21 protein-coding genes are annotated in these 23,833 nt (G+C 63.1%); 11 read left to right on the top strand and 10 right to left on the bottom strand.

Annotated features, from left to right (window positions below):
• Window positions 1–3: 3 nt before the first annotated feature.
• The 3 genes from tcuA to JQ600_RS07515 all read right to left on the bottom strand — a co-directional run bounded on the left by tcuA (window position 4) and on the right by JQ600_RS07515 (window position 3,913).
• Window positions 4–1,404, bottom strand: coding sequence for an FAD-dependent tricarballylate dehydrogenase TcuA (gene tcuA, locus JQ600_RS07525; RefSeq protein WP_212390097.1), 1,401 nt, complete (start codon window positions 1,402–1,404; stop codon window positions 4–6).
• A 148-nt stretch (window positions 1,405–1,552) separates the two neighbouring features.
• Window positions 1,553–2,863, bottom strand: coding sequence for an MFS transporter (locus JQ600_RS07520; protein ID WP_212390098.1), 1,311 nt, complete (start codon window positions 2,861–2,863; stop codon window positions 1,553–1,555).
• Between the two features lie 150 nt (window positions 2,864–3,013).
• Window positions 3,014–3,913: a transcriptional regulator GcvA gene (locus tag JQ600_RS07515; RefSeq protein ID WP_212390099.1), complete on the bottom strand. Its 900-nt coding sequence runs from the start codon at window positions 3,911–3,913 to the stop codon at window positions 3,014–3,016.
• A gap of 117 nt (window positions 3,914–4,030) precedes the next feature.
• On the opposite strand from JQ600_RS07515, the gene JQ600_RS07510 reads away from it, so the two are divergent.
• From JQ600_RS07510 to JQ600_RS07500, 3 genes are all read left to right on the top strand, one after another.
• Entirely contained in the window at window positions 4,031–4,234 is a 204-nt protein-coding gene (locus JQ600_RS07510; protein ID WP_212206051.1) for a DUF1127 domain-containing protein, read from the top strand.
• Between the two features lie 71 nt (window positions 4,235–4,305).
• Complete coding sequence (locus tag JQ600_RS07505; protein WP_212269719.1) at window positions 4,306–4,923, top strand: GNAT family N-acetyltransferase; 618 nt, start codon at window positions 4,306–4,308, stop codon at window positions 4,921–4,923.
• A 338-nt stretch (window positions 4,924–5,261) separates the two neighbouring features.
• Complete coding sequence (locus tag JQ600_RS07500) at window positions 5,262–5,666, top strand: nuclear transport factor 2 family protein (RefSeq protein WP_212489762.1); 405 nt, start codon at window positions 5,262–5,264, stop codon at window positions 5,664–5,666.
• A gap of 4 nt (window positions 5,667–5,670) precedes the next feature.
• Here the strand turns inward: JQ600_RS07500 and JQ600_RS07495 are convergent, their stop codons facing one another.
• Together JQ600_RS07495 and JQ600_RS07490 are read right to left on the bottom strand one after the other, a co-directional pair.
• Entirely contained in the window at window positions 5,671–6,498 is an 828-nt protein-coding gene (locus JQ600_RS07495) for an enoyl-CoA hydratase (protein ID WP_212037827.1), read from the bottom strand.
• Between the two features lie 113 nt (window positions 6,499–6,611).
• Window positions 6,612–7,316 (bottom strand): SDR family NAD(P)-dependent oxidoreductase, encoded by a 705-nt coding sequence (locus JQ600_RS07490; protein ID WP_212269722.1) that lies wholly within the window; start codon window positions 7,314–7,316, stop codon window positions 6,612–6,614.
• A gap of 187 nt (window positions 7,317–7,503) precedes the next feature.
• Between JQ600_RS07490 and JQ600_RS07485 the strand changes: the two genes are divergently transcribed.
• Together JQ600_RS07485 and JQ600_RS07480 are read left to right on the top strand one after the other, a co-directional pair.
• Window positions 7,504–9,288 carry an acyl-CoA dehydrogenase family protein gene (locus tag JQ600_RS07485; RefSeq protein WP_212390101.1) on the top strand — a complete coding sequence of 595 codons (1,785 nt, stop codon included), beginning with the start codon at window positions 7,504–7,506 and terminating at the stop codon, window positions 9,286–9,288.
• 48 nt (window positions 9,289–9,336) lie between these two features.
• Window positions 9,337–10,425, top strand: a complete 1,089-nt coding sequence (locus tag JQ600_RS07480; RefSeq protein ID WP_212269724.1) for a Zn-dependent alcohol dehydrogenase — start codon at window positions 9,337–9,339, stop codon at window positions 10,423–10,425.
• Window positions 10,426–10,614: 189 nt separating this feature from the next.
• Here JQ600_RS07480 and JQ600_RS07475 read toward each other — a convergent pair whose 3' ends face one another.
• Window positions 10,615–10,968 (bottom strand): nuclear transport factor 2 family protein, encoded by a 354-nt coding sequence (locus JQ600_RS07475; protein ID WP_212269725.1) that lies wholly within the window; start codon window positions 10,966–10,968, stop codon window positions 10,615–10,617.
• A gap of 78 nt (window positions 10,969–11,046) precedes the next feature.
• Entirely contained in the window at window positions 11,047–12,519 is a 1,473-nt protein-coding gene (locus JQ600_RS07470; RefSeq protein ID WP_212390102.1) for an amidase, read from the bottom strand.
• Window positions 12,520–12,693: 174 nt separating this feature from the next.
• Here JQ600_RS07470 and JQ600_RS07465 point away from each other — a divergent pair, with 174 nt between their 5' ends.
• Both JQ600_RS07465 and JQ600_RS07460 read left to right on the top strand, forming a co-directional pair.
• Window positions 12,694–13,695 carry an ABC transporter substrate-binding protein gene (locus tag JQ600_RS07465; RefSeq protein WP_212390103.1) on the top strand — a complete coding sequence of 334 codons (1,002 nt, stop codon included), beginning with the start codon at window positions 12,694–12,696 and terminating at the stop codon, window positions 13,693–13,695.
• Between the two features lie 82 nt (window positions 13,696–13,777).
• The gene (locus tag JQ600_RS07460) at window positions 13,778–14,923 is read left to right on the top strand and encodes a serine hydrolase (protein WP_212390104.1); all 1,146 of its coding nucleotides are present in this window, start codon (window positions 13,778–13,780) and stop codon (window positions 14,921–14,923) included.
• A 62-nt stretch (window positions 14,924–14,985) separates the two neighbouring features.
• Here JQ600_RS07460 and JQ600_RS07455 read toward each other — a convergent pair whose 3' ends face one another.
• The 3 genes from JQ600_RS07455 to JQ600_RS07445 all read right to left on the bottom strand — a co-directional run bounded on the left by JQ600_RS07455 (window position 14,986) and on the right by JQ600_RS07445 (window position 19,204).
• A complete protein-coding gene (locus JQ600_RS07455) occupies window positions 14,986–16,140 on the bottom strand; it encodes an alpha/beta hydrolase (RefSeq protein ID WP_212390105.1) in 1,155 nt (384 codons plus the stop codon).
• 162 nt (window positions 16,141–16,302) lie between these two features.
• Window positions 16,303–17,847 (bottom strand): acyl-CoA synthetase, encoded by a 1,545-nt coding sequence (locus JQ600_RS07450; protein WP_212390106.1) that lies wholly within the window; start codon window positions 17,845–17,847, stop codon window positions 16,303–16,305.
• Between the two features lie 184 nt (window positions 17,848–18,031).
• Window positions 18,032–19,204 (bottom strand): acetyl-CoA C-acetyltransferase, encoded by a 1,173-nt coding sequence (locus JQ600_RS07445; RefSeq protein ID WP_212269732.1) that lies wholly within the window; start codon window positions 19,202–19,204, stop codon window positions 18,032–18,034.
• 148 nt (window positions 19,205–19,352) lie between these two features.
• Between JQ600_RS07445 and JQ600_RS07440 the strand changes: the two genes are divergently transcribed.
• The 4 genes from JQ600_RS07440 to JQ600_RS07425 all read left to right on the top strand — a co-directional run bounded on the left by JQ600_RS07440 (window position 19,353) and on the right by JQ600_RS07425 (window position 23,753).
• Window positions 19,353–20,021, top strand: a complete 669-nt coding sequence (locus JQ600_RS07440; RefSeq protein WP_212390107.1) for a TetR family transcriptional regulator — start codon at window positions 19,353–19,355, stop codon at window positions 20,019–20,021.
• Between the two features lie 89 nt (window positions 20,022–20,110).
• On the top strand, window positions 20,111–20,869 hold the full coding sequence (locus JQ600_RS07435) for an SDR family NAD(P)-dependent oxidoreductase (protein ID WP_192737070.1): 759 nt from the start codon (window positions 20,111–20,113) through the stop codon (window positions 20,867–20,869).
• A gap of 154 nt (window positions 20,870–21,023) precedes the next feature.
• Window positions 21,024–21,830 (top strand): enoyl-CoA hydratase/isomerase family protein, encoded by an 807-nt coding sequence (locus JQ600_RS07430; RefSeq protein ID WP_212390108.1) that lies wholly within the window; start codon window positions 21,024–21,026, stop codon window positions 21,828–21,830.
• Window positions 21,831–21,881: 51 nt separating this feature from the next.
• Window positions 21,882–23,753 (top strand): AMP-binding protein, encoded by a 1,872-nt coding sequence (locus JQ600_RS07425; protein ID WP_212390109.1) that lies wholly within the window; start codon window positions 21,882–21,884, stop codon window positions 23,751–23,753.
• Window positions 23,754–23,833 lie beyond the last annotated feature (80 nt).

Genomic DNA, 23,833 nt, shown 5'->3' with positions numbered 1-23,833 from the left:
CTGTTAGTTCTTGGCATTCTTCGCCGCTTCCCGTCCCGCCACCCGTCCGAACACGCTGCCGATGGTCATGCCGATGCCGGCGGCGTAGCCCTTGCCGAGCACGTTGCCGGCCATGATCTCGCCGGCGGCGAACATGTTGGCGGAAGGCTTTCCGTCCTTCATCACCATGCGCGACTGCTTGTTCACGCGGGTGCCGAGATAGGTAAACGTAATGCCGGGCCGCACCGGATAGGCCAGGTACGGCGCGGCCTCGATCTTGCGCGCCCAATGCGTTTTTTGCGGCATGATGCCTTCGGTGCGGCAATCATCCAGGATGGTGTGGTCGAACGTGCCGGGCTGCACCGCGGCGTTGAAATCGGTGATGGTCTTTTCCAGCGCCACCGGGTCGAGTTCGAGTTTTCCCGCGAGCTCGGCGATGGTGCCGCCCGCGATCGGCGGGAACAGCGTCGGCATGAAGCTCGTGACCACGGCCGAATCGAAAATGATGTAGGCGATCTGGTCGGGCTGGGCCGCCACCAGCCGGCCCCAGATCGCGTAGCGCTTCGGCCAGATGTCTTCGCCCTCGTCGTAGAAGCGCTGCGCGTGCTTGTTGACCACGATGCCGAACACGACCGAGTCGTGCCGCGTGATGATGCCGCCGTCGAATTTCGGCGCCCGGGCGTCGATTGCGACCGCATGGCATTGGGTGGGATCGCCGATGTCCTGCACACCCTTGGCCAGCAGCATTTTCAGGATCGAGCCGCGATTATAGGGCGTGCCGCGAATGAGAAAGTTGTCGGCGGCCTCGCCCCAATATTCCTTGAGCCATTCGATGTTGGCCTCAAACCCGCCGGCGGCGGCGACCAGCGCCGAGGCGCGGATTTCGGTGGCCCCATCGATCGGCTGCTTCAGGTGAGCTGCCAGGAACATGCCGTCCTCGATGTGGAGGTCGGCGACCTCGGCGTCATAGATGATCTGGACGCCGAGCTGTTCGGCGGTCAGATACAGCGCGTTCAGCATGGCGCGGCCGCCGCCGAGGAAGAACGAATTGGTGCGGCCGAGGCTGAGCGTGCCGCCGAGCGACGGCTGCCAGCGCACACCCTGTTCGACGATCCAGTTCAGGATGTCCTTGGACTCCCGGATCATGAATTTTGCCAGTTCTTCGTCGGTCTCGCCGCCGGTCACCAGCAACAGATCCTGCCAGAATTCCTCTTCGGTGTAGGGCCCGGTGAGAATGTCGGTCGCCGCGTCATGGGCGCAACGCATGTTGCGGGTGTGCCGGGTATTGCCGCCGCGATAGAATTTCGGCGCGCCCTCCAGCACCAGCACCGAGGCGCCGGCCCTGCGGGCGCTGATCGCGGCGCACAGCGCAGCGTTGCCGCCGCCGATCACCAGAACATCGAACCTGCGTTTCAAATCCACCATGCGCTCTTGTTATCGTTGTTTGCATGGAAATCAAATTGGCGGACGCGCGACATGCGACAATGTCGGATACGGCGCGCATCGTGGAATGAACCGTCGGAGCCGACGCGCCGCCGGGGCAGTGCATTGCCCGGCGCATCCCTGCAATGCTCTAGGCGGGAACGGCGTCGCGGGCCGCGATCGTTTCTCCGTCGCGATAGATGGCGAGCGCTGCGATGATGCCCAGCGCCGCGGCGCACATCAGCCAGTAGGCGGGGGATGCCTTGTCGCCGGTGTGACCGATCAGCCAGGTCGACGCAAATGGCGTAAACGTCCCGAACAGGCCTGCGGCGAGCGCAAAGGCCAGCGAGAAACAGGTGGTCCGGACGTTCGCCGGCACCACCTCGACCAGCGCGCCCAGCATGGTGCCGCTGTAAACGCCGAAATAGAACGAGAACATCATTTCGACGGCCAGCATCTTGCCGAAGGTGGGCGCCGCGATCAGCCAGTGCAGCGCCGGATAGGCGGTCACCAGCGACAGGCATGCAATCGCCAGCAATACCGGCTTGCGCCCGATCCGGTCGGACAGCGCGCCGCCGACCGGATTCCAGATGAAATTGGCCACGGCTACCAGCAGGGTCACGAGGAGCGCGTCCGGCGTGGACAGCTTCAGCACGGTCTTGCCGAAGGTCGGCGTGTAGACGGTGACGAAGTAGAAGGTCGTGGTGGTCAGCACCGCCATCATCATGCCGAGAATGACGATGCGCCAGTTTGCCACCGCGGACGCGAACACTTCCGATGCGGTCGGATGCGTCTTCATGGCGAGGAAGGCGGGCGTCTCTTCGAGCGTCCGCCGCAGCACGAAAATGAAGGGAATGATGAGGCAGCCGATGAAGAATGGAATGCGCCAGCCCCACGCCGCAACCGTTTCTGCCGGCATCACCTCGCTCAGCACATAGCCGAGGATCGCGGCAACAAAAATGGCGACCTGCTGGCTGGAAGATTGAAACGAGGTGTAGAAGCCCCTGTTGCCGGGGGTGGCAATCTCCGCCAGGTAGACCGAGACACCGCCGAGTTCGACGCCGGCGGAAAATCCCTGCAGCAGCCGGCCAAGCAGCACGATGACGGGAGCGGCGATGCCGATCGTCTCAAACCCCGGACAGAAGGCGATCACGACCGTCCCGATCGCCATGATCCCGAGCGTCACGATCAACCCCCGGCGCCGGCCGATGCGGTCGATATAGGAGCCGAGCACGATGGCGCCGACCGGGCGCATCAGCGCGCCGAGCCAGAACACCCCGAACGCATTCAGCAGCGCCGCCGTTTCGTTCTGAGCAGGAAAGAACGCCTTCGCGATTGCGCTGGCGTAAAATCCGAACAGGAAGAAATCGAATTGCTCGAGGAAATTGCCGCTGGTCGCGCGCAGGATGGCGCCGATACGCGATTTGATTTGCGGTATTTCCGCATCACTTGCCTGCGCCATGACGCCGTCTCCCTGCTGTGTTGCCGCCGGCGCAAAAAGTCTCGTTCACCGAGACAGTTAGCCTGCTTGATGCGACAATTTGGCACAGTGAGGCGTGGCGACAACCCGCAAAACGGCGGAGGTGCCCTGAGAACGCGGAATGTCGGCCTTTCAGGGCTTGTTCTGTACCGAGGCAATCAGCCATTGCCGGAACGCCGACAGTTTCGGCGGGTCCGTTCGTCCCGCGGGCGAGACCAGATAGAACCCGGCATCGGTCGGCAGCGTGATCTTGAAGGGCACGACGAGGCGGCCCTTGGCGATGTCCTCCTCGACATAGGCGGTGCGGCCCATCGCGACGCCGAGGCCGTCGATGGCGGCCTGCACCGTCATGAAGATGAGGTCGAAGGTCACGCCCGGCTGCTTGGAAAAGTCCGCCGGCAGGCCGGCCGCTGTCAGCCACAGCCGCCAGTCGTCGCTGTTGAAATTGCTGGTGTGCAGCAGCACGTGGTCGCGGAGGTCTTCCGGGCATTTCAGCGGCTTGCTGCCCTTCAAGAGGTCCGGGCTGCATACCGGGAAAAGCTCGTCCGCCATCAGCCAGTCGGCGCGCAATCCCGCCCATTGGCCGCGGCCGTAGCGGATCGCGGCATCGACATTGTCGCGCTGGAAGTCGACCAGATTGGTCGAGGTGGTGATACGCACATCGATCCCGGGATGCGCTTCCTGGAACGCGGAAAGGCGCGGCAGCAGCCATTTGGCGGCGAGCGAGGCCAGCGTCGAAACCGTCAGCACATGGTCGTCGTCCTTGCGCAGCAGCCGATCGGTGGCGAGCCGCAGGTCGTTGAAGGCAGCGCGGATGCCGGGCAGGTAATCCACCGCCTGCGGCGTCAGCGTCAGCGCCCGGTTCTGGCGCACGAACAGGCGGACGCCGAGCTCTTCTTCCAGCCGCTTGATCTGATGGCTGATCGCGGTCTGCGTGACGTTCAGCTCGGCCGCCGCCTGCGTGAAACTCAGATGCCGGGCGGCCGCCTCGAAGGCGCGCAACCCATTCAGCGACGGCAGCCTGGCGGTCATCTCCGGCATTCCCTCAATATATGAGTTTTTATCATCCGAAGCGGTACAAAGTGTCGTTTGTGAAAGGCCTTGGGAGCGCAGATATTAGCGTCAACAGATTAGAGATAGGAGCTTCAAATGTCTACTTTCACGCATGAATCGATGATAAATCATCATGGACAGAGCCTTTTCAGCCAGGTTGCCGAACTGTTCCATGTCTGGCGGCAGCGCTCCGCGGCTCGCCGGGAACTGGCCAACTGGTCCGACCGGGAACTCCACGACATCGGCGTTTCCCACGGCGATGCCATCTACGAAGCCTCAAAACCATTCTGGCGGGCATAAAACGCAGCCATGCCGGCGTCGCCTCATCAGGGGGACGCCGGCCATTTTTTCGGGAGCAATGGGAGCGTGCGATGACGACAATGCGTTTCGACGATCTCAAGCAATATTCGGACCTGCTGCGCGCGCGCAGCGGCGAGGCCCTGACCGTGCGTTTCGTCGAGCCGCGCGATGCCGAGGCATTGCAAAGCTATTTCCGCGCGCTGACCATCCGCTCCCGCTACAACCGCTTCCTCGGCGCCACGCGTGAACTGCCGCCGTCGGTGCTCGAGGATTTCATCCATATCGGCGAAGCCGACCGCTTCAGCGTGGTCGCGAGCATGCTGGTCGATGGCCATGAGATCATCGTTGGCGAAGCCCGTTACGCGTTCGAGGACGGCAGCATCGAATTCGGCATGTCGATCGACGACCGCTGGCAGGGCCACGGCATCGGCAAGGCGCTGTTGAAAAATCTCGAATGCCGCGCCGCCTCATTCGGCGCTGACCGTTTGTTCGGCGATACGCTGCGTTCCAATGAGGCCATGATCGGCCTCGCCCGCAAATCCGGCTACGCCTTCATGCCGACCCCCGGCGACTGGAAGCTGGTGCGCTTCGAAAAGCATATCGACGTCGAACCGCAAGACATCCCCTGTGCAAGCTGGCGGCTCGCCGCCCTCTCCCGCCAGGCCACTATGTCCTCGGTTGCGGTTTGACGAAACTAAGCCCGGTTCTGGCTGACCAGAACCGGGCTATTTTTATGCCTGCGGGTTCAGCAACATTTACGCAGCCTCTTCAGTCCAGTAGGTCGAAGTCGAAACCTCGCGCCAGGCCGCGAGCTCCTTCTGGTGTCCCGCCTATCCCGGCTTCTTCCTGTATTATCCGAGCCGCCGCCAGCTCTGCGCGCCTTCGTCGATTTCGCGGGGGCGGCCAGTGCGTCCGCCGCGCCACGCGCGAATGCAAAGATGACAAAACGTTGGCGAGGGCTCGCGGCTATCGATTGAAAATCGCGCCGGCCCCGTTTAGCCTTGCCCCACCGAGCGGAGGGCGGCGCATGTCAGTCGATGCTGAATTCGTGCGGAAGATCTTTGCCGGCCTCGAGCATGGCGATGGCGCAGTATTCTTTGGCCATGTCGCTGACGATGTCGACTGGATCGTGATGGGCACGCATCCGCTCGCCGGCCACTACGCATCAAAGGCCGATTTCATTGCCGGGACCTTTGCGAAGCTCGGCAAGGTGTTGCCCCACGGCGCGCAATTGCACGTCGACAATCTGATCGTGAATGACGATGTCGCGATTGTGGAACTACATTCGGAAGCGACCGCCAGGAACGGATTTCGCTTTGACAACCATTATTGCTGGGTCTGCTATTTCAAGAACGACAGAATCGTGCGCGTGCGCGCCTACCTGGATTCGGTGATGGTGGCGCGGCTGTTTGACGAAAACCCGATAAGCTAAGTTCTCAGCCGCCCCTGAACACCGGCTTGCGCTTTTCGATGAAGGCTTGCACCGCCTCCTTGTGATCCGCTGTCACCTGGGTGCGGATCATGCGTTCGGCTTCATGGTCGCGCGCGGTGGCGAAATCGAACATCAGGGCTTCGTCGAGATTGTCCTTCATATAGCGGATCGCGATCGTCGGACCTTCTGCGATCGATTTGGCGAGCGCAAAGGCTTCGGCCTGAAGCTTGTCGTCCGGGACCACGCGGTTGACGAGGCCGATCGTCTCGCACCTGGCGGCGTCGACCCGTTCGCAGGTGAACATCAATTCGCGCGCCCGCGCGGTGCCAACCAGCCGGGTCAACAGCCAGGCGATGCCATAGTCGCCGCTCAGGCCCACCTTGAGATACCCGGTGGAAAGGAAGGCCGATTGTGCGGCGATACGGATGTCGCAGGCCATCGCGAGGGCAAGCCCGGCGCCGACTGCGGGGCCGGGCAAGGCCGCAATGGTCGGCTTGCGCACCGAGACCAAGGCGCCGGTCAGCAGGCGTTGCCGTTCCTGCAGATCGGCGACTCTTTCGTCATGCGACATTTCGAGCTTCTTCTTGTCGCGATTGGCGCCCATGCCCTTGACGTTGCCGCCGGCGCAAAATGCCGTGCCGGCGCCGGTGAGCAGCAGCGCGCCGACTTCCGGATTCTCGCCGCAGGTCTTGATCATGTTGCGCAGCGCCGGCGTCAGATTATCCGACATCGCGTTGCGCGCCTCGGGTCGGTTCAGCGTGATGATGGCGACGCGGTCGCGGATCACGCAGAGCAATTCATTGGTGCCGGTGTCGACGGTGATTTCGGTCATGTTTCCCCCAGTATTTCTTCTTGTTCGTCATTCCGGGATGGTGCGTAAGCACCAGACCCGGAATCTCGAGATTCCGGATTCGATGCTTCGCATCGCTCCGGAATGACGGTGTGCTAAAACTTCTCGACCCACGGCCGCAATTCCAGCTCCCAGGTCCAGGCGCTGCGCGGCTGCTGCAGCACGTTCCAGTAGCTCGAGGCAATGGCGTCAGGATCGAGCATCGAATCCGGCCGATCGGCGGGCTCGGTGCGGGCGGCGCTGCGGATGCCGCCGTCGATGACGAAATGCGCGACGTGAATGCCTTGCGGCGATAGTTCACGCGCCATGCTCTGGGCAAGGCCGCGCAGTGCGAACTTGCCCATCGCGAACGGGGCTGACTGCGGATAGCCCTTGACGCTGGCGGAGGCGCCGGTGAACAGGATCGCGCCGTGCTTGTTGGGCAGCATGCGCAACGCCGCCTGCTGCGCCACCAGGAAACCGCCGAAGGCGCTGACCGCGATCGCGTTGGCGACGTCGGCCGGCACCAGGTCGGTGAAGGGGCCGCGCGCCCGCCCGCTGGCGTTATAGACAACGAGATCAGGCGTAGCGATCTCGCGCTCGACCTGACCGAACAGCCGTTCGACGTCGTCGGCGTTGGTGGCGTCGCAGGCATAGGCGCGGGCGCCGGTTTCGGTGCACAGCGCGCCGAGTTTTTCGATTTTGCGGGCGGCCAGCGCGACGCGGATTTTTTCGCGCGCGAAGAGCCGCGCCAGCGATGCGCTCAATCCCTCGCCGGCGCCGACGATCAGGGCGGTCTTGTAGGTTGGCGGGGTCGGCATGGCGGCTCTCCAGAAATGACCGGGAACAGGTATTTAGGGGCGTAATTCCGCCAGACAACCCGCCGGGTCATGGCGAGGCTGATATCCGTCCCCCATGGGGTGACCCTCCAATTATGCTTGTTGACGGCTTGATCGCCTGCGTTATCGGTAGATGATCAATATCGGGCGGAACGAACAAGAGATAAAAATGCAGCAACCCCTCACGCATGATCGCAGCACGGCTCCGGCCGACAAGCCAGGATTGCTTGCGCCTGATACCTCGGGGATGAATTTCTACCGGGCCGATCCGGCGCTGACGGATCTGCTGCGGCTGCATTTGCCGGAGGCATTGTTCCGCCACATCGAACCGCATCTCGACCGGCTTGGCGAACTGGCCGGTGGGCACCTCGACGAATGCGCGCGGCTCGCCGATCGCCACACGCCGGTGCTGCACCAGCGCGACCGTTTTGGCCGCGATTCCCAGTATATCGAATATCATCCGGCCTATCGCGAGTTGGAGAAGGCTGCGTTCGGCGAGTTCGGCATTCACGCGCTGTCGATCCGCAAGGGCATCATGGGATGGCCGGACAAATATCCTGTCGTCGCCAAGCACGCCTTTACGTTCCTGTTCAATCAGGCCGAGTTCGGGCTGGGCTGTCCGATCAACGTCACCGACGGCTGCGCCAAGCTGTTGAATAATTTCGGCAGCGAGGCCTTGAAGGCGCGATATCTCGACGGCCTGACGCAAACCGACATGAGCAAGCTGACCCAGGGTGGTCAGTTCATGACCGAGAAGGAGGGTGGTTCCGACGTCGGCACGCTGACCACGACGGCCGTGCAGGAGGGCGATCACTGGCGGCTGCATGGCGAGAAATGGTTCTGCTCCAATGCCGACGCCGAAGTGGTGATGCTGCTGGCGCGCCCGGAAGGCGCGGGGCCGGGTACGCGCGGCGTCGGTCTGTTTCTGATGCCGCGGCGGCTCGAGGACGGATCACAAAATCACTACCGGATCGTTCGCCTGAAGGACAAGCTCGGCACCCGTTCGATGGCCTCGGGTGAGATCAAGCTGGAGGGCGCGATCGCGTATGCCGTCGGCAAACTCGATCGGGGGTTTGTGCAGATGGCCGAGATGGTCAATTCGTCCAGGCTTTCCAATGGCGTCAAATCCACCGCGCTGATGCGGCGCGCGTGCCATGACGCGATGACGGTGGCGCGAAATCGCGTGGTGTTTGGCCAGCGCATCATCGACCTGCCGCTGGCGCGGCGGCAATTGATGAAGATCATGCTGCCGACCGAACAGGCGCTGTCGATGAGCTTCCTCACCGCTGACGCGCTCGACCGCGCCGAGGCCGGCAGCCAGGATGCCGCGGCGTTGCTGCGCATCCTGACGCCGACCTTAAAATTCCGCGCCACCCGCGATGCCCGCAAGGTCTGCGGTGATGCGCTCGAGATGCGCGGCGGCATCGGCTACATCGAGGAATTCGCGACCGCGCGGCTGTTGCGCGACGCGCATCTCGGCTCGATCTGGGAAGGCACCGGCAATATCGTCGCGATCGATGCGCTGAAACGCGCGGTCGGCCGCCACGGCGCCGATGCGGCGCTCGCCGCCGATCTGCACGCCCGCCTCGATGACAGCGCCAATGTGCCGCAGGCCTGGCGCAACCGCCTGCGCGAATTGACCGACCGCGCTATCGGCTTTGCGCGCGAGGTCGCCAGCAAGTCGGATAACGAAGGCGATGCGCGGCGTGCGACCAGCCTGCTTTATCATGTCGCCAGCGCCGTGGCCTTGGCATGGGAGGGCGGCCGCATCCATGAGATGCGCGGCGATGCGAAGCGGCTGCTGCTCTCGCGCATGGTGATCGATCACCGGGTGGCCGCGTCTGATCCGTTCCGCTTGGCGGAAAATGCCACGCAGCGTGCGATCACGGAGCACCTGCTCGGCGAACGCGCGGTGGGCATGGCCGAGGTTGGCGAATTGCTCACCGCAGCGTAGGCTTCCGACCACGCTGATATTCAAGAAAAACAATCAAGGGAGTACCCGATGAAGGCCGCCGTTCTGCATGAAGTCAATCAACCGCTCGTGATCGAGGATGTCAGCGTGCCGAATCCCGGCCCGCGCGAAGTCCTGATCCGCACCCGCGTCGCCGGCCTCTGTCACTCTGATTTGCATTTCATGGAAGGGCTTTATCCGCATCCGCTGCCTGCGGTGCTTGGTCATGAATCGGCCGGCGTGGTGGAAAAAGTCGGCTCCGACGTCACCTATGTGAAACCCGGCGATCACGTCGTGACCTGCCTGTCGGTGTTCTGCGGCACCTGCGACAATTGCACCACCGGACGCACCGTGCTCTGCACCGACACGACGGTAAAAATGCTGCCGGGCGTGTCCAACCGGCTGTCCTGGGCGCGCTCGGAGAAACTCAACCAGTTCCTTAATCTGTCGTCGTTCGCCGAGCAGATGCTGGTGCACGAAAACGCCATCGTCAAAATCCGCAACGATATGCCGCTCGAACTGGCCGCGCTGATCGGTTGCGGCGTCATCACCGGTTACGGCGCGGTCGTGAACACGGCCAAAGTCACCGCCGGCGAAACGGTCGCGGTGATCGGCTGCGGCGGCGTCGGCATGGCCGCGATTAACGGCGCTGCGATCGCCGGCGCCGGCCGCATCATCGCGATCGACACCAATCCCGCCAAGCTGCAGCTTGCGACCAAACTCGGCGCCACCGACATCGTCGATCCCCGCAACGGCGACGTCGTGCAGCAGGTGCGCGAACTCACCAAGGGCGGCGTCAACCATTCCTTCGAAGTGCTGGGCCGCAAGGAGACCGCGGAGCAGTCGTTCGCGATGCTGGCCGCCGGCGGCACCGCGACCATCGTCGGCATGATACCGTTCGGCCAGAAGATCGAGCTGCACGGCTTCGACTTCCTGCGCGAGCGCAGGATCCAGGGCTCCTCGATGGGCTCCAACCATTTCCGCGTCGACATGCCCCGCCTGGTCGAATTCTACATGCGCGGCAAGCTGCATCTGGAAGACTGGATTTCGGCCAAACTGAAACTGTCCGAAATCAACGAGGGTTTTGCGGCGATGAAGGCGGGCAAGACCGTGCGCAGCGTGATCATGTTCGATGCGTGAGTAAACTGCGCGTGTTGCGAACTTCACCTATGCGTCGTCCCGGCGAAGGCCGGGACCCATACGCCGCGGCCGACGTGGCTAAACAAGGAAGATAACGACCAGCGTGCAAAAGCAATCGCCGCTGGTGGTTATGGGTCCCCCGATGCGCAATTGCGCATCTGAGCTCAAGGCCGGGACGACGGCTGGTGTTCACCGCGACACATGCGCGGACACCGCGAGCCATTTCCCATTCTGCTTCGCCCAGCAATCGGTATATCGCCCATGGGCTTCCTGCCCATCCGCCGTCGTATAACGCGTCGCGGCGTGGATGATGGCGAAGTCGCCGAGCACGCGGATTTTGACGTCGTCGGCCCGCAGATTCCGGATCGTCACCGGCACGGCGGTCTGCTTGAGAAAGCCTGATCGGTCGACCAGCGATTTGTCGGGATTGGAGCAGTAGAACTCCTGCGCCAGAATCTCGTCGAAGCGTTTGACGTCGCAATTCTGCACCGAGGCGACGTAGTCGCGGTTCAGCGCGGTGAGTTCTTCGATGTCGTTGCTCATGGCTTTCCCTTCGGCTTGTTGGAGCGATTATCGGTCGCTTCGCACCACATGCAATGACGTTGCAGGTAAGTTTCCAGCTCAATCATCCAGCATCGGCGGCGGCTTGAACCCGCCGAATTCGCGCTCGATCAGTTCGGCGAGTTTTAGCGGCGTGCGGTCTTCCAGCCAGGGGCCGACGATCTGCACGCCGATCGGCAATCCGTCCGGCGCGAAGCCGGTCGGGATCGCGGTGGAGGGCAGGCCGGGCAGGGTGGCGATGCCGGGCCAGGCGAGTTGATCCGGATAGACGTAATCCTTGCCGTCGATCCTGATGCGGCGTTGTTCCTGGTCGGCCGAGTGATCGTGCGGATAGGCCGGTGTCGGCATGATCGGGCAGATCACGGCGTCAAACGTCCTGAACAGCTCGCGCCATTGCGCGCGCAGGCGAACGCGCCCGCCGTCCGCCATCAGCCAGTCGCGATGGCTGAGCGCGATGCCGCGCAGCCGTTCGGCGCCGAGACTGATGTCGTCGGCCGGAAGTGACGCTGCGGCGGCCTGCGCGCCGGCATAAATCTCGGGCGCATAGGATGCTGAGAGGAACGACAGCAGCATCCGCATATAGAGCCGGGATGATGCGGCGAAGTCCGGCAACAGCCGGCTTTGGCGCTCGACCTTGACGCCGGCCTTGGCAAGATTGGCGGCAAGTGTTTCCAGCGTCCCGCGCACGACCTTGTCCGTCGGCATCAGCGGATCGGTATCGATCAGCAGCACGCGGAAATCCTTCAGCGCGGTGTGGCGCGCCGCTGGTAGCTCCAGTCTGTAACCCTTGCCGGCGTCGAGCGGATCGGGGCCGGCCATCACATCGAGCAATAGCGAGAGATCGGCCGCGCCGCGCGCCATCGGCCCGATCACGGAAAGGTCGCGGTTGGACGGCAGCGGCGGCAAGGGCGGCGGCGTGTGGCCGCGCATGGCCACGAGGTCGAAGGTCGGCTTGTGCGCATAGATGCCGCAGTGAAACGCCGGCACACGCAAGGAGCCGCCGATGTCGGAGCCGAGCGACAGTGCGCCATAGCCGGCCGCGAGCGCCGCCGACGATCCGCCGGACGAGCCGCCCGGCGTGCGGCCGAGATCGAACGGATTGTTTGTCGTGCCGTAGATGTCGTTGTAGCTCTGCCAGTCTGCGAGGGCGAGCGGCACGTTGGTCTTGCCGAGGATGACGCCGCCGGCTTCCTTGACGCGCGATATGGGGAGCGCGTCTTCGGTTGGCTTGAAGTCCTTCTGTGCCGGGATGCCCCAGGTCGTCGGCAGGCCCGCGATATTGAAAGATTCCTTCACCGTCATGGGGATGCCGAGCAGCGGCTTGCTGACGCCGCGCGCCAGTTCCGCATCGGCGGCACGCGCAGCGGCGAGGCCGCTCTCGAAATCGCGCACGCAGATCGCGTTGATCTTGGCATCGTGCCGTTCGATGCGGCCGATCGCGTCCTGCGCCAGCTCGACGGCGGAAACCTTTTTTGCAGCGAGCGCTGCCGACAATTCAACGGCGGTCTTGAAGCTCCATTGCGATTTGGCCAAGGCTTGCTCCCGGTCTGTTCTTGATGCGGCGCGGATGATGCTCAGTTTGGCGAGGCGCCGCAAGAGCAATGGCTGTACAGCGGCAGGGCCGCCATGCTGTCAGTGCTATTGGCGCGCTCGCCTTTCGCGCGCTAGTCTCCCGATCAACAAAAATGAAAAGACGGGGAGACGACCATGAGGACCACTTGGGTGGCAGCTGCCGCGATCGTGTTCGCTATTTGCAGTGCTACGACGACGGCCGGTGCGGCCGAAATCAGGCTCGCCGAACAGTTTTCGATGGGCTACCTGCAATTCAACGTCATGAAGCGCGACAGGCTCATCGAGAAATACGCCTCGCAACGCGGCCTGAAGGACTTCAAGGTCTCCTGGCAGCGCTTCAACGGCCCGGTGGCGATGAACGAGGCGTTGCTGTCGAACTCTACCGACATCGTCAGCGGCGGCGTGCCTGGTCTGATCACGCTGTGGGACAAGACCAGAGGCACCTCGTTTGAGGTCAAGGGCATCTGCGCGCTCTCCTCGCAGCCGTTTCTGCTGAACACCGCCAATCCCGACATCAAGTCGATCAAGGATTTCAGCGAGCGCGATCGCATCGCGGTGCCTTCGATCAAAGTATCGGTGCAGGCAGTCCTGCTCCAGATGGCGGCGGCGGAAGCTTTTGGCGAGGCGAACTACGCCAAGCTTGACCCGCTAACGGTGTCGATGTCACCGCCGGATGCGACCATCGCGCTGTTGAGCGGCGCGGGCGGCGTGTCCTCGGCCTTCAGCGTGCCGCCGTTCCAGTTCCAGCAACTCGAGCAGAAGAACATCCGGACCATATTGACCTCGTTCGACGTGCTGGGGCCGCATACGTTCACGGTGGCATGGACCTCGGCGCGGTTCCGCAAGGACAATCCCGAACTCTACGCCGCTTTCCTCGACGCGGTGAAGGAGGCCACCTCGATCATCGCCGCAGATCCCAAGGGCACGGCGCAAAGCTGGATCAACGATTCCGGCTCCAAACTGCCGCTCGAGATGGTGACGAAGGTCGTCACCGGTCCCAATGTCGAATGGACCATGACGCCGGCGGCGACGATGAAGTTCGCCAAATTCATGCGCAAGGTCGGCACCACCAGGAACGAGCCGATCTCGTGGAAAGACCTGTTCTTTCCGGAGATCGGCGACCTCAACGGAAGTTGAAGCCCTTTGGCGACGATGTCACAAGTCGGACATGAAGCTGTATTCCTGTGACGGCCGCGCGCCAACCGCGGGAGGCAGGATCGTGAATGTGTCGAGGTTCAACCGCCGGCAGGTTCTGGCCGGTGCGGGTGGGATACTGATGGGCCCCCTGGCCGGACCCGTTTCGGCCGCGGCCGCCGCCTGGCAGTCGATTTCGCTCCGCGAAGCCGGCTTCGATGATGATCTGCCGGCGCGCCTCGACAAGGCAATCGCGGACAAGCGGATATGGAATCTCCATGGCGTCGTCGTGGTGAGGCGCGGTCGGCTGGTGTTCGAGCGCTATTTCGAGGGTGATGACACCGCGAGGGGAAACCGGCCGGTGGGGGTGGTTTCGTTCAAGCCGGACACGCTGCACGACCTGCGCTCGGTGTCCAAGAGCATCGTCGGCCTGTTGTACGGGATCGCGCTGGCCGCCGGCAAAGTGCCGGCGCCGGAAGATCGCCTGATGCAGTCGTTTCCCGAATACGCCGATCTTGCGGCCGACCCTGCGCGAAGCCGCTGGACGTTGCATCATGTGCTGTCGATGACGATGGGCACCGACTGGAACGAATCGATGCCCTATACCAATCCGGCCAACAGCGAGACCGCCATGGACATGGCGCCGGATCGGTACCGCTACATTCTCGACCGGCCGATCGTGACGGAGCCCGGCCAGCGCTGGGTCTATAATGGCGGCGCCACCGCACTGCTCGGACGCCTGATCGCCAAGGGAACGGGCAAATCGCTGCACGCGTATGCGCGCGAAGCCTTGTTCGATCCGCTCGGGATCGGCCCGACCGACTGGCACGCAGACAATCGCGGCGAGCTGATCGCGGCGTCTGGTATCCGTATGACGCCGCGCGATCTTGCCAGGATCGGCGAACTGACGCTGCGCGGCGGTGTCTGGGAAGGCCGTTCCGTCGTGCCGGCGGAATGGATCGCGCGCAGCACCTCGCCCGTGGTGCCGATCGAGGAAGAGCGCAAATACGGCTACCAATGGTACAATCTGGATTTCACCATGGAGACGCCGACCATGCCGCGCTCCAACCAGCACTTGTGGAACGCCGCCGGCAATGGCGGCCAGCGGCTGACTGTATTTCCGGGGCTCGATCTGGTGGTCGCAAGCACGGCCGGCAACTACAACACCAAGGATGCCAATTTGCCGCCGCGGCGAATCATCACCGACGTAGTGATGCCGAGCTTGCTGTGAGCTGAGCCTACGACGCGCCGATCAGGATGCCGACGCCGAGCACGGGCGATCCGGTCAAAGCGCTAACGGGCAGCTTGGCCCTTTTCCAGAAACTGCAGCAGCAGCCGGCTCACTTCGGCAGGCTGCTCCTGCTGCACCCAATGGCCGGCGCCATCGACGAGATGGCAGCCGATCATGTTGGTGCAGGCTTTTGATTGCATGGTCTCGAATACGCCGGGGCGCTGGTAGGTGCCCCAATCCTGCTTGCCCGAAATGAAGGCCGAGGGCACGTCGATGGTGCGGCCCGACCAGGTCTGCAATTCAGGCAGAAACGCCCCCGAGGTGCCGCAGCGGTACCATTGCAGGCCGCCCTGAAAACCGGTGCGGGTATATTCGGCGCTGTAGAACGAAAGCTCGCTGTCCGGCAGCCATGTGTTCGCGGCGATCGCGGCGGCAGAGGGCATTTCCTCGGCGACGGTCGCGGCCATGTCCTTTACAAAATCCATCACATAATAGGTCGGCAGTTTGGCGATCTCGTCCGCCGTCCATGATTTCAGCGGATAGGGCGCGTTGTCTTTCCAGTCCGCGCTCTTGTGATGGTAGTAGGCGCGCAGGAAATCATGCACGCCCTGCGGCGCGTGGTGCATGTTGGCGTTGGCCTCGCGCGTCGAATAGTACCATTGATAATGTTTGCGCGGCCGCGGCAGCGCCGCCAGCTCGCGATGGATGGGGTCTTCCGCTGCAGGCTTGGCCGGTGCATCCGCGGTGTTGAACGGCAGCGCCGGCGGGCCCGCAAACGGCGCGCTCATCAGCGCGACCGACCGGAACACGTCCGGCCGCAGCAGCGCGCACCAGGCGGCGACCGATGAGCCGAAATCATGCCCGATCACGGCATCGACGTGCCGATAGCCGAATGCCGACACCAGCCCGAGCGCGTCGCGCACCAGATTGGTGAGCCGGAACGAGGCGAGGTCGCCATCGTAATTGGCATCCCACCCCGTGGTGCGGCCGTAGCCGCGCTGGTCCGGCGCGATCACGTGATAGCCCGCGGCGGCCAGCTGCGGCATCACCTTGCGCCAGCTGAAGGCCAGTTCGGGAAAGCCGTGCAGCAACAGCACGCAGGGCCGGCCGCGTGTCTCGAAGCCGGCTTCCAGCACATGCATGGAGAGGCCGTTGATGTTTTCGACGTAGCGCGAGCGAATGCCGGAGGGGAGCGGGATGTCGGGGAGGGCGGTCATTGAAATTCTCACGATGTCGTCCCGGACAAGCGAGCGTAGCGAGCGCGATCCGGGACCCATAGCCACAAATGATTGTTGTGAGTTTAGCTGTAGCCACAGCCTTTGTCACAGCTTACGCCTGTGGTTATGGGTCCCGGCCTTCGCCGGGACGACAGCGAGATATTACCCCTTCACCGCCGGCTTCGGCCAATACCGGTCCCGCAAATGCCGCTTCACCAGCTTGCCGGTCGGGGTGCGCGGCAGTTCAGCCTCGAAGTCGATGCTCTTCGGGCATTTGATCGGCGAAAGATGCTTGCGGCAGAACAGGATCAGCTCTGCCTCGAGCTCCTTGCCGGCTTTGGCCATGTCGTGCGGCTGCACCACGGCCTTGACCTCTTCGCCCATTTCCTCGTTCGGCACGCCGAACACCGCGACGTCGGCGACGCCGGGATGGGTGATCAGCACGTCCTCGGTCTCCTGCGGGTAGATGTTCACGCCGCCTGAAATGATCATGTAGCTCTTGCGGTCGGTGAGGTAGAGAAAGCCCTCATCGTCGAGATAGCCGACGTCGCCGAGCGTCGACCAGCCGCGGTCGTTGTAGGCGCGTTTCGTCTTCTCGGGATCGTTGTGATAGGCGAAAACAGGCGCGTCGGCAAAGTACACCGTGCCGATCTGCCCGGTCGGCGCTTCCTGGTCGTTCTCGTCCAGAATCTTGACCTTCCCGACCACGGCGCGGCCGACGGTGCCGCGATGGCTCAGCCATTGCTGCGAGTTTGACACGGTGACGCCGTTGCCTTCGGAGCCGGCGTAATATTCGATCAGGATCGGTCCCCACCACTCGATCATCTTGGCTTTCACATCGACCGGGCAGGGCGCGGCGGCGTGGATCGCGCCCTTCAACGATGAAACGTCGTAGCGCGTACGCACCTCCTCCGGCAGCTTCAGCATCCGCACGAACATGGTCGGCACCAGCTGCGATTGGGTGGCCTTGTATTTCTCGACCAGTTTCAGGAATTCCTCGGCGTCGAAGGATTCCATGATGATGGAAGTGCCGCCGAGGATGGTCGCCATCATGTTGAAGCGCAAAGGTGCCGCATGATAGAGCGGCGCCGGCGACAGGTAGATGCTGTCAGCATTCATGCCGCACATGTCGCCGCAGAGGACTTTCAGGAACTGGTTGGGCACGTCGATCTTGTTGCCCTCGAACGCCTTCTTGATGCCTTTCGGCCGTCCGGTCGTGCCCGACGAATACAGCATGTCGTAGCCGGCGACCTCGTCCGCGATCGGCGTCGTCGGTTGCGCGATGGCTTCCTTGTCCCAGGAGCGGAAACCCGCTTGCGGCTCGTCGACCATGAAGAACAGCGGTTCGCCGGGCTCGCCCTTGATCAGGCCTTGCACCTTCTCGGCGCATTTCGGCGTGGTGATGAAGACTTTGGCGCCGCAATCCTTGATGATGTAGGCGATTTCGTCTTCCGTCAGATAGCGGCTGATCGCGGTGTAATAGAGTCCCGCGCGCTGCGCCGCCCAGCAGATCTCCATGAACGCCAGGCGGTTCTCCATCAGGAACGCGATGTGGTCGCCGGCCTTGAGGCCGAGCGCGCGGAACAGATGCGCCCCCTGGTTCGAGAGTTCGTCAAGCTCGCGATAGGTGATCGCTTTTCCGGTGCCCGCCATCTGGTAGGCGATCTTGTTCGGATGCGTGCGGGCGTAGATCGACGGATGGGTCATCGGGGTTCCTGAAACAATCACCGGTGTCGTCCCGGCGAACGCCGGGACCCATAACCACCGAGTTGAGTTGTTGAAATCGGCTGGAGCTCCAGCCCAGCATAACCACGAACTCCTGTGGTTATGGGTCCCGGCTCAAGGCCGGGACGACACCATTTATTGTCGCAGCAACTGTAAGCGCTACAGCTTACAGCCGCTCCACAATCGTCACGTTCGCCATGCCGCCGCCTTCGCACATGGTCTGCAAACCATAACGCTTGCCCCGCTGCTTGAGCGCGTTGACCAGCGTGGTCATCAGCTTGGTGCCGGAGCCGCCGAGGGGGTGGCCGAGCGCGATCGCGCCGCCATTGACGTTGAGCCTTTCAGGATCGGCGCCGGTGGTCTTCAGCCACGCAACCGGCACCGCGGCAAAGGCCTCGTTGACCTCGAACAGGTCGATGTCGTCGACCGACATGCCGGCCTTCTCCAGTGCGCGCTTGGTAGCGTGCAGCGGAGCATCCAGCATGATCACGGGATCGCCGCCCATCATGGTGAGGTGATGGATGCGCGCCAGCGGCTTGACGCCGAGCGATTTGAGGCCCTTTTCGTTGACGACCATCACGCCCGAAGCGCCGTCGCAGATCTGGCTGGCGCTGGCGGCGGTGTGCTTGCCGTTCTCGGCGATCAGCTTGACGCCCTTGATGCCGTCGAGGCTGGAATCGAAGCGGATGCCCTCGTCGATGTGGTGGGTGTCGGTCGTGCCATCGGCGCGGGTGATCTGCAGCGAGACGATCTCGTCCTTGAACTTGCCGGCTTGCGTCGCTGCGATCGCGCGCTGGTGGCTGTTGTAGGAGTACGTATCGAGTTCGTCTTTGGACAGACCGTATTTCTCCGCCATCATTTCAGCGCCGGTGAACTGGCTGAACATGATGTTCGGGTAGAGCTTCTCGATGCCGGGGCTCTTGTAGTGACCAAAGCCGTTCTTGGCCGGCAGCGACGACGCAAGGCCCATCGGCACCCGCGTCATCGATTCAACGCCGGCTGCGATCACGCAATCCATGGTGCCGGACATCACCGCCTGCGCCGCGAAATGCAGCGCCTGCTGCGACGAGCCGCACTGGCGGTCGATCGAGGTGGCGGGCACGCTTTCCGGCAGCTTTGAAGCCATCACGGCGTTGCGGCCAATATTGTTGGACTGTTCGCCGGCCTGCATCACGCAGCCCATGATGACGTCCTCAACCTGCGCGGGGTCGGCGCCGCTGCGATCGATCAGCGAATCCAGCACGGAGGCGGCGAGATCGGCCGGATGCCATCCTGCGAGACGTCCCCCTTTGCGGCCCCCGGCGGTGCGAGCGGTGGCGACGATATAGGCCTCGGCCATGTCTGTTCTCCCTGAATTGTTGTTGGATGGTTTTTGAATGATGGGCCGGATTTAAGGGGTGGCACGGGATTTAGTCAATCAATCAATTAACTCTTGAGTGCAGCCGCGGCATGCGCTTATGTGCGGCCGGAATTTCCGGCAGGCAGTGATGGCATCAGGGTTGAATACCAGCATACCGACCAAACTGGCGGGCGGCAAAAATACCACCGCCGAGAAGCTGCTTGTGGCGGCTAGCGAATTGATGATCGAGCGCGCCTCGATCGAGGTGTCGCTCTCCGACATCGCGCAGAAGTCCGGCGTCAACGCCGCTTTGGTGAAATACCATTTCGGCAACAAGGACGGGCTGTTGCTGGCGCTATTGGCGCGCGATGCCGCGACAGAAATGTCGCAACTCGAATATCTCATCAGCCAGCCGATCTCGCCGACCGCCAAACTCAAGCTGCATATCGGCGGCATCATCCGCGCCTATTACCAGTTCCCGTACATGAACCGGCTGATCCACTATCTGCTGCATGAAAGCAGCACGGAAGCGGCCGACGAGGTGTCGAAGTTTTTCGTCGCGCCGCTTTTGGATTTTCAACGGCGGCTGCTGGCCGAAGGCATCAAGGCCGGCGAATTCCGCAACATCGATCCCGTGATGTTCTACACCAGCCTGGTCGGCGCCTGCGATCACCTGTTTTTCGGCCGCCACGCGATGTCGCGCGCGACCGGCGTCGGTCCGGTCACCGACGAAGTCTGCCGCCAGTACATCAAGCACATGGAAGCGCTGATCTGCGGCGGCATGCTCAGTGAAAAGAAAGCCGCGAATGGCGAGTAGCGAATAGCGAATGGATCTCTTCCGTTCGCCACTCCCTATTCGCCATTCGTAAAGTCCAGAGAAGAAACGCCCAAGGAAAGGTTGATAAAATGCAGTTGAATGATGTTGCCGTTCTCATCACCGGCGGCGGCTCCGGTCTCGGTGCCGCTACCGCCCGCGCCATGGCCGCCAAGGGCGCGAAAATCGGCGTGATCGACCAGAACAAGGAAAACGCCGAAGCAGTCGCCGCCGAAGTCAAGGGCGTCGCCCTCCACGCCGACGTGACAGACGAGGAAGCGATCAAGGCCGCGATCGCCAAGGCCGAAGCCGCGCACGGCATCGCGCGCGTGCTGATGAACTGCGCCGGCATCGGCGGATCGCAGCGCACCGTCGGCAAGGACGGCGTCTATCCGCTGGCAAAATTCGTCCGCATCATCAACGTCAATCTGATCGGCACCTTCAACGTGCTGCGCCTGTTCGCCGAACGGCTCGCCACCGCGCCCCCGATCGGTGAAGAACGCGGCGTTGCGATCAACACCGCCAGCGTCGCGGCCTATGAAGGCCAGATCGGTCAGATCGCCTATTCGGCGTCGAAGGGCGGCGTCGTCGGCCTCACGCTGCCGGCCGCGCGCGACCTCGCCAGCCTGAAGATCCGCGTCAACACCATTGCGCCGGGCCTGTTCCTGACGCCGCTGCTGATGGGATTGAACGAGGAGGCTCGCAAGAGCCTCGGCGCCCAGGTGCCGCATCCGGCCCGCCTCGGCGACGCCTCCGAGTACGGCAACCTCGCGGTCCACATCGTCGAGAACCCGATGCTCAACGGCGAGACCATCCGCCTCGACGGCGCCATCCGCATGGCGCCGCGGTAGGCGGCGTAATCTCCGCGAGTCGTCCCGGCGAACGCCGGGACCCATACTCCGCGGCGGTTCTTGCTTAAGAAGGTCTCTACGACCGTGCCGTCACGCAGTGGCACGGCGTATGGGTCCCGGCCTTCGCCGGGACGACGATGGGTAGGAGCGCTTCGTGACTCAACCGCTGCTGATCGAACATGATGACGGGGTCGACCGGGTGACGCTCAATCGCCCCGAAAACCTCAACGCGCTCAACCCCGACATGATCGATGCGCTGAACGCCTATTTCGAAGGCCTGCAGCGCAACCGCACCACGCGTGTGGTGGTGCTGAAAGGGGCCGGTGCGTCGTTCTGCGCCGGGCTCGATCTCAAACATGCCATGAAGCGCCGGGCCGGGCAGCAGGAGCCGCCCGGCGTCACCGAGTCGCTGGATTCGCAGCGCCGGATCGCCGACATCGTGATGCTGATGCGGCGTTGCCCGCAGCCGATCATCGCGCTGGTGCAGGGCGCTGCGGCCGGCGGCGGGTTTGCGCTGGCGCTGGCGGCGGATATTCGCATCGCCACCAGATCGGCGCGGATGAACTGCGCCTTCATCAAGCTCGGCCTCGGCGGCTGCGATATCGGCACCAGCTATTTCCTGCCGCGGCTGGTCGGCGTCTCCGTGGCGTCGGAACTGATCCTCACCGGACGCTTCATCGGCGCGGACCGCGCGCTCGCGGTTGGGCTCGTCTCAGAAGTGGTCGAGGAAGACGCGCTCGATGCGGCAGCGGAACCTTATGTCGAGGCGATGATGACGGCGTCGCCGGTGGGCCTCCGGCTTTCCAAGGAATGCCTCAATATGAGTGTCGATGCCGGCTCGATCGAAGCCGTGATCGCGATGGAAGACCGCAATCAGGTGCTGTGCAGCCGCTCGGAAGAATTCGGCGAAGGCATCAGGGCCTTCCTTGAAAAGCGAAAGCCTGTCTATATCAAACGATAGCAAGACAAGAACGAAGGATCCGAAAAAGGACCGAATTCCGGGAGACGCAATATGAGTGGGAATGCCGCCGAGGTGCTGACCAAGCCCGGCTTTCGCAAGATCGAATGGCTGAAGCGCGACATCGATGTCGCGCGGCGGCCGGACGGCGTCATCGTGCTGAAGTCGCGCATTCCGCTGCAGTCTTACGAGAAGCATATTCCGGCCTCGCTGGCGAAATGGGCAAAGCAAGCGCCCGATCGCATCTGGCTGGCGCAGCGCGGCGGCGCGGACCGGCAATGGCGAAAGGTTTCCTACGGTGAAGCCAAGCGCACCGTCGACGGGCTGACGCAGGGCCTGCTCAACCTCGGCGTCGCAGATGGCCGTCCGGTCACGATCTTGTCCGGCAATTCCATCGAGCACGCGCTGATGACGCAGGCCGCGATGCAGGCGCGCCTGCCGGCGGCGCCGGTGTCACCGGCCTATTCGCTGATGAGTCAGGATCATCTCAAGCTCAAATACCTCTTCAACCTGATCAAGCCTGCGGTCGTGATGGTGCAGGATGGCCCGACCTTCGAGAAGGCGCTGAAAGCGCTCGATCTCACCGGCGTCACCGTCGTGCATGTGCTGCGGCCCTGCGAAGGCATCAAGAGCGTGTCGTTTGCCGACCTCGCCGCGACGCCGGTGACGAAGGCCGTTGACGAGTCGATCGCAAAGATCACGCCGGACACCGTCGGCAAGCTGCTGTTCACCTCGGGCTCGACCGGCATGCCCAAGGCCGTCATCAACACCCAGGAGATGATGTGCGCCAATGCGGCGATGATGATGCAGGTGCGGCCGCGCGATCCGAACGGGCCGATCGCGACCATGCTGGACTGGATGCCGTGGAACCACACCATGGGCGGCAACGCGGCATTCCATCCCATCCTGGTCGATGGCGGCACGCTCTATATCGACGACGGGCGGCCGATGCCGGGCCTGTTCGAGGAGACCCTTCGCAATCTCCACGAGGTGTCGCCGACCTATTACGCCAACGTGCCTGCCGGCTATGCGGCGCTGGCGGCGGCGATGGAGAAGGACGATGCGCTGTGCCGCAGCTTCTTCAGGAATCTGACCGTCATGGCCTATGGCGGCGCGCGGCTGCCCGACGATCTCTATGATCGCATGCAGGCGCTGGCGGTGAAGACTACCGGCGAGCGCATCGTGTTCTATACCGGCTGGGGCTCGACCGAGACCGCGCCGACCTCCACCGGCACCTATTGGGACACCGAGCGCGTCGGCCTGATCGGGCTGCCTTTCCCCGGCGTAGAACTGAAAATGGTGCCGTGCGGCTCGAAATATGAGCTGCGCCTGCGCGGCATTAACGTCACACCCGGCTATTTCGGTCAGCCTGATCTCACGAAGAAGATGTTCGACGAGGAAGGCTTTTACTGCATCGGCGATGCCGGCGTGTTCGTTGACGACAACGATCCGCTGCAGGGCATCATCTTCGCCGGCCGCGTCGTCGAGGATTTTAAACTCACCACCGGCACTTTTGTGCACGTCGGCTCGCTACGGACCGACGCCATCGCCGCCGCCACACCCGCAGTGCATGACGCGCTGGTCGCGGGACAGGACCGCGAATTCATCGGACTGCTGGCCTGGCCCAATCTGCACGCCTGCCGGCAACTCGTCGGCAATCCCGACGCGACGTTTGAGGATGTGGTTGGGCACCCCGAGGTGATCGCCTGCGTCAAGCACGGGCTGCAGGCGCATAACGCCTCCTGCACCGGCAGCAGCATGCGAATCGCCCGCGCCATGCTGATGGCGGAGCCGCCTTCGATCGACGGCAACGAACTCACCGACAAAGGCTACATCAACCAGCGCGCCGGCTTAGAGCGCCGCGCCGCGCTGGTGGAGAGGCTTTATGCCGACAAGCCGGGAGAAGACGTGATCATTTTGAACTGATCGTAGGATGGGTAGAGCGCAGCGAAACCCATCATCCGAACCAAAACCATTGATGGGTATCGCTTCGCTCCACCCATCCT

The sequence above is a fragment of the Bradyrhizobium sp. AUGA SZCCT0176 genome (assembly GCF_018130145.1).
Classification (GTDB): domain Bacteria; phylum Pseudomonadota; class Alphaproteobacteria; order Rhizobiales; family Xanthobacteraceae; genus Bradyrhizobium.
The sequence above is the reverse complement of the archived record's forward strand: the minus strand, read 5'-3'. Positions and strand labels throughout refer to the sequence as shown.

Excerpts from the sequence above, each read along its gene's own strand:
- tcuA (WP_212390097.1), bottom strand. The coding sequence starts at position 1,404 with ATGGTGGATTTGAAACGCAGGTTCGATGTTCTGGTGATCGGCGGCGGC.
- JQ600_RS07520 (WP_212390098.1), bottom strand. The coding sequence starts at position 2,863 with ATGGCGCAGGCAAGTGATGCGGAAATACCGCAAATCAAATCGCGTATC.
- JQ600_RS07515 (WP_212390099.1), bottom strand. The coding sequence starts at position 3,913 with ATGACCGCCAGGCTGCCGTCGCTGAATGGGTTGCGCGCCTTCGAGGCG.
- JQ600_RS07510 (WP_212206051.1), top strand. The coding sequence starts at position 4,031 with ATGTCTACTTTCACGCATGAATCGATGATAAATCATCATGGACAGAGC.
- JQ600_RS07505 (WP_212269719.1), top strand. The coding sequence starts at position 4,306 with ATGACGACAATGCGTTTCGACGATCTCAAGCAATATTCGGACCTGCTG.
- JQ600_RS07500 (WP_212489762.1), top strand. The coding sequence starts at position 5,262 with ATGTCAGTCGATGCTGAATTCGTGCGGAAGATCTTTGCCGGCCTCGAG.
- JQ600_RS07495 (WP_212037827.1), bottom strand. The coding sequence starts at position 6,498 with ATGACCGAAATCACCGTCGACACCGGCACCAATGAATTGCTCTGCGTG.
- JQ600_RS07490 (WP_212269722.1), bottom strand. The coding sequence starts at position 7,316 with ATGCCGACCCCGCCAACCTACAAGACCGCCCTGATCGTCGGCGCCGGC.
- JQ600_RS07485 (WP_212390101.1), top strand. The coding sequence starts at position 7,504 with ATGCAGCAACCCCTCACGCATGATCGCAGCACGGCTCCGGCCGACAAG.
- JQ600_RS07480 (WP_212269724.1), top strand. The coding sequence starts at position 9,337 with ATGAAGGCCGCCGTTCTGCATGAAGTCAATCAACCGCTCGTGATCGAG.
- JQ600_RS07475 (WP_212269725.1), bottom strand. The coding sequence starts at position 10,968 with ATGAGCAACGACATCGAAGAACTCACCGCGCTGAACCGCGACTACGTC.
- JQ600_RS07465 (WP_212390103.1), top strand. The coding sequence starts at position 12,694 with ATGAGGACCACTTGGGTGGCAGCTGCCGCGATCGTGTTCGCTATTTGC.
- JQ600_RS07455 (WP_212390105.1), bottom strand. The coding sequence starts at position 16,140 with ATGACCGCCCTCCCCGACATCCCGCTCCCCTCCGGCATTCGCTCGCGC.
- JQ600_RS07450 (WP_212390106.1), bottom strand. The coding sequence starts at position 17,847 with ATGACCCATCCGTCGATCTACGCCCGCACGCATCCGAACAAGATCGCC.
- JQ600_RS07445 (WP_212269732.1), bottom strand. The coding sequence starts at position 19,204 with ATGGCCGAGGCCTATATCGTCGCCACCGCTCGCACCGCCGGGGGCCGC.
- JQ600_RS07440 (WP_212390107.1), top strand. The coding sequence starts at position 19,353 with ATGGCATCAGGGTTGAATACCAGCATACCGACCAAACTGGCGGGCGGC.
- JQ600_RS07435 (WP_192737070.1), top strand. The coding sequence starts at position 20,111 with ATGCAGTTGAATGATGTTGCCGTTCTCATCACCGGCGGCGGCTCCGGT.
- JQ600_RS07425 (WP_212390109.1), top strand. The coding sequence starts at position 21,882 with ATGAGTGGGAATGCCGCCGAGGTGCTGACCAAGCCCGGCTTTCGCAAG.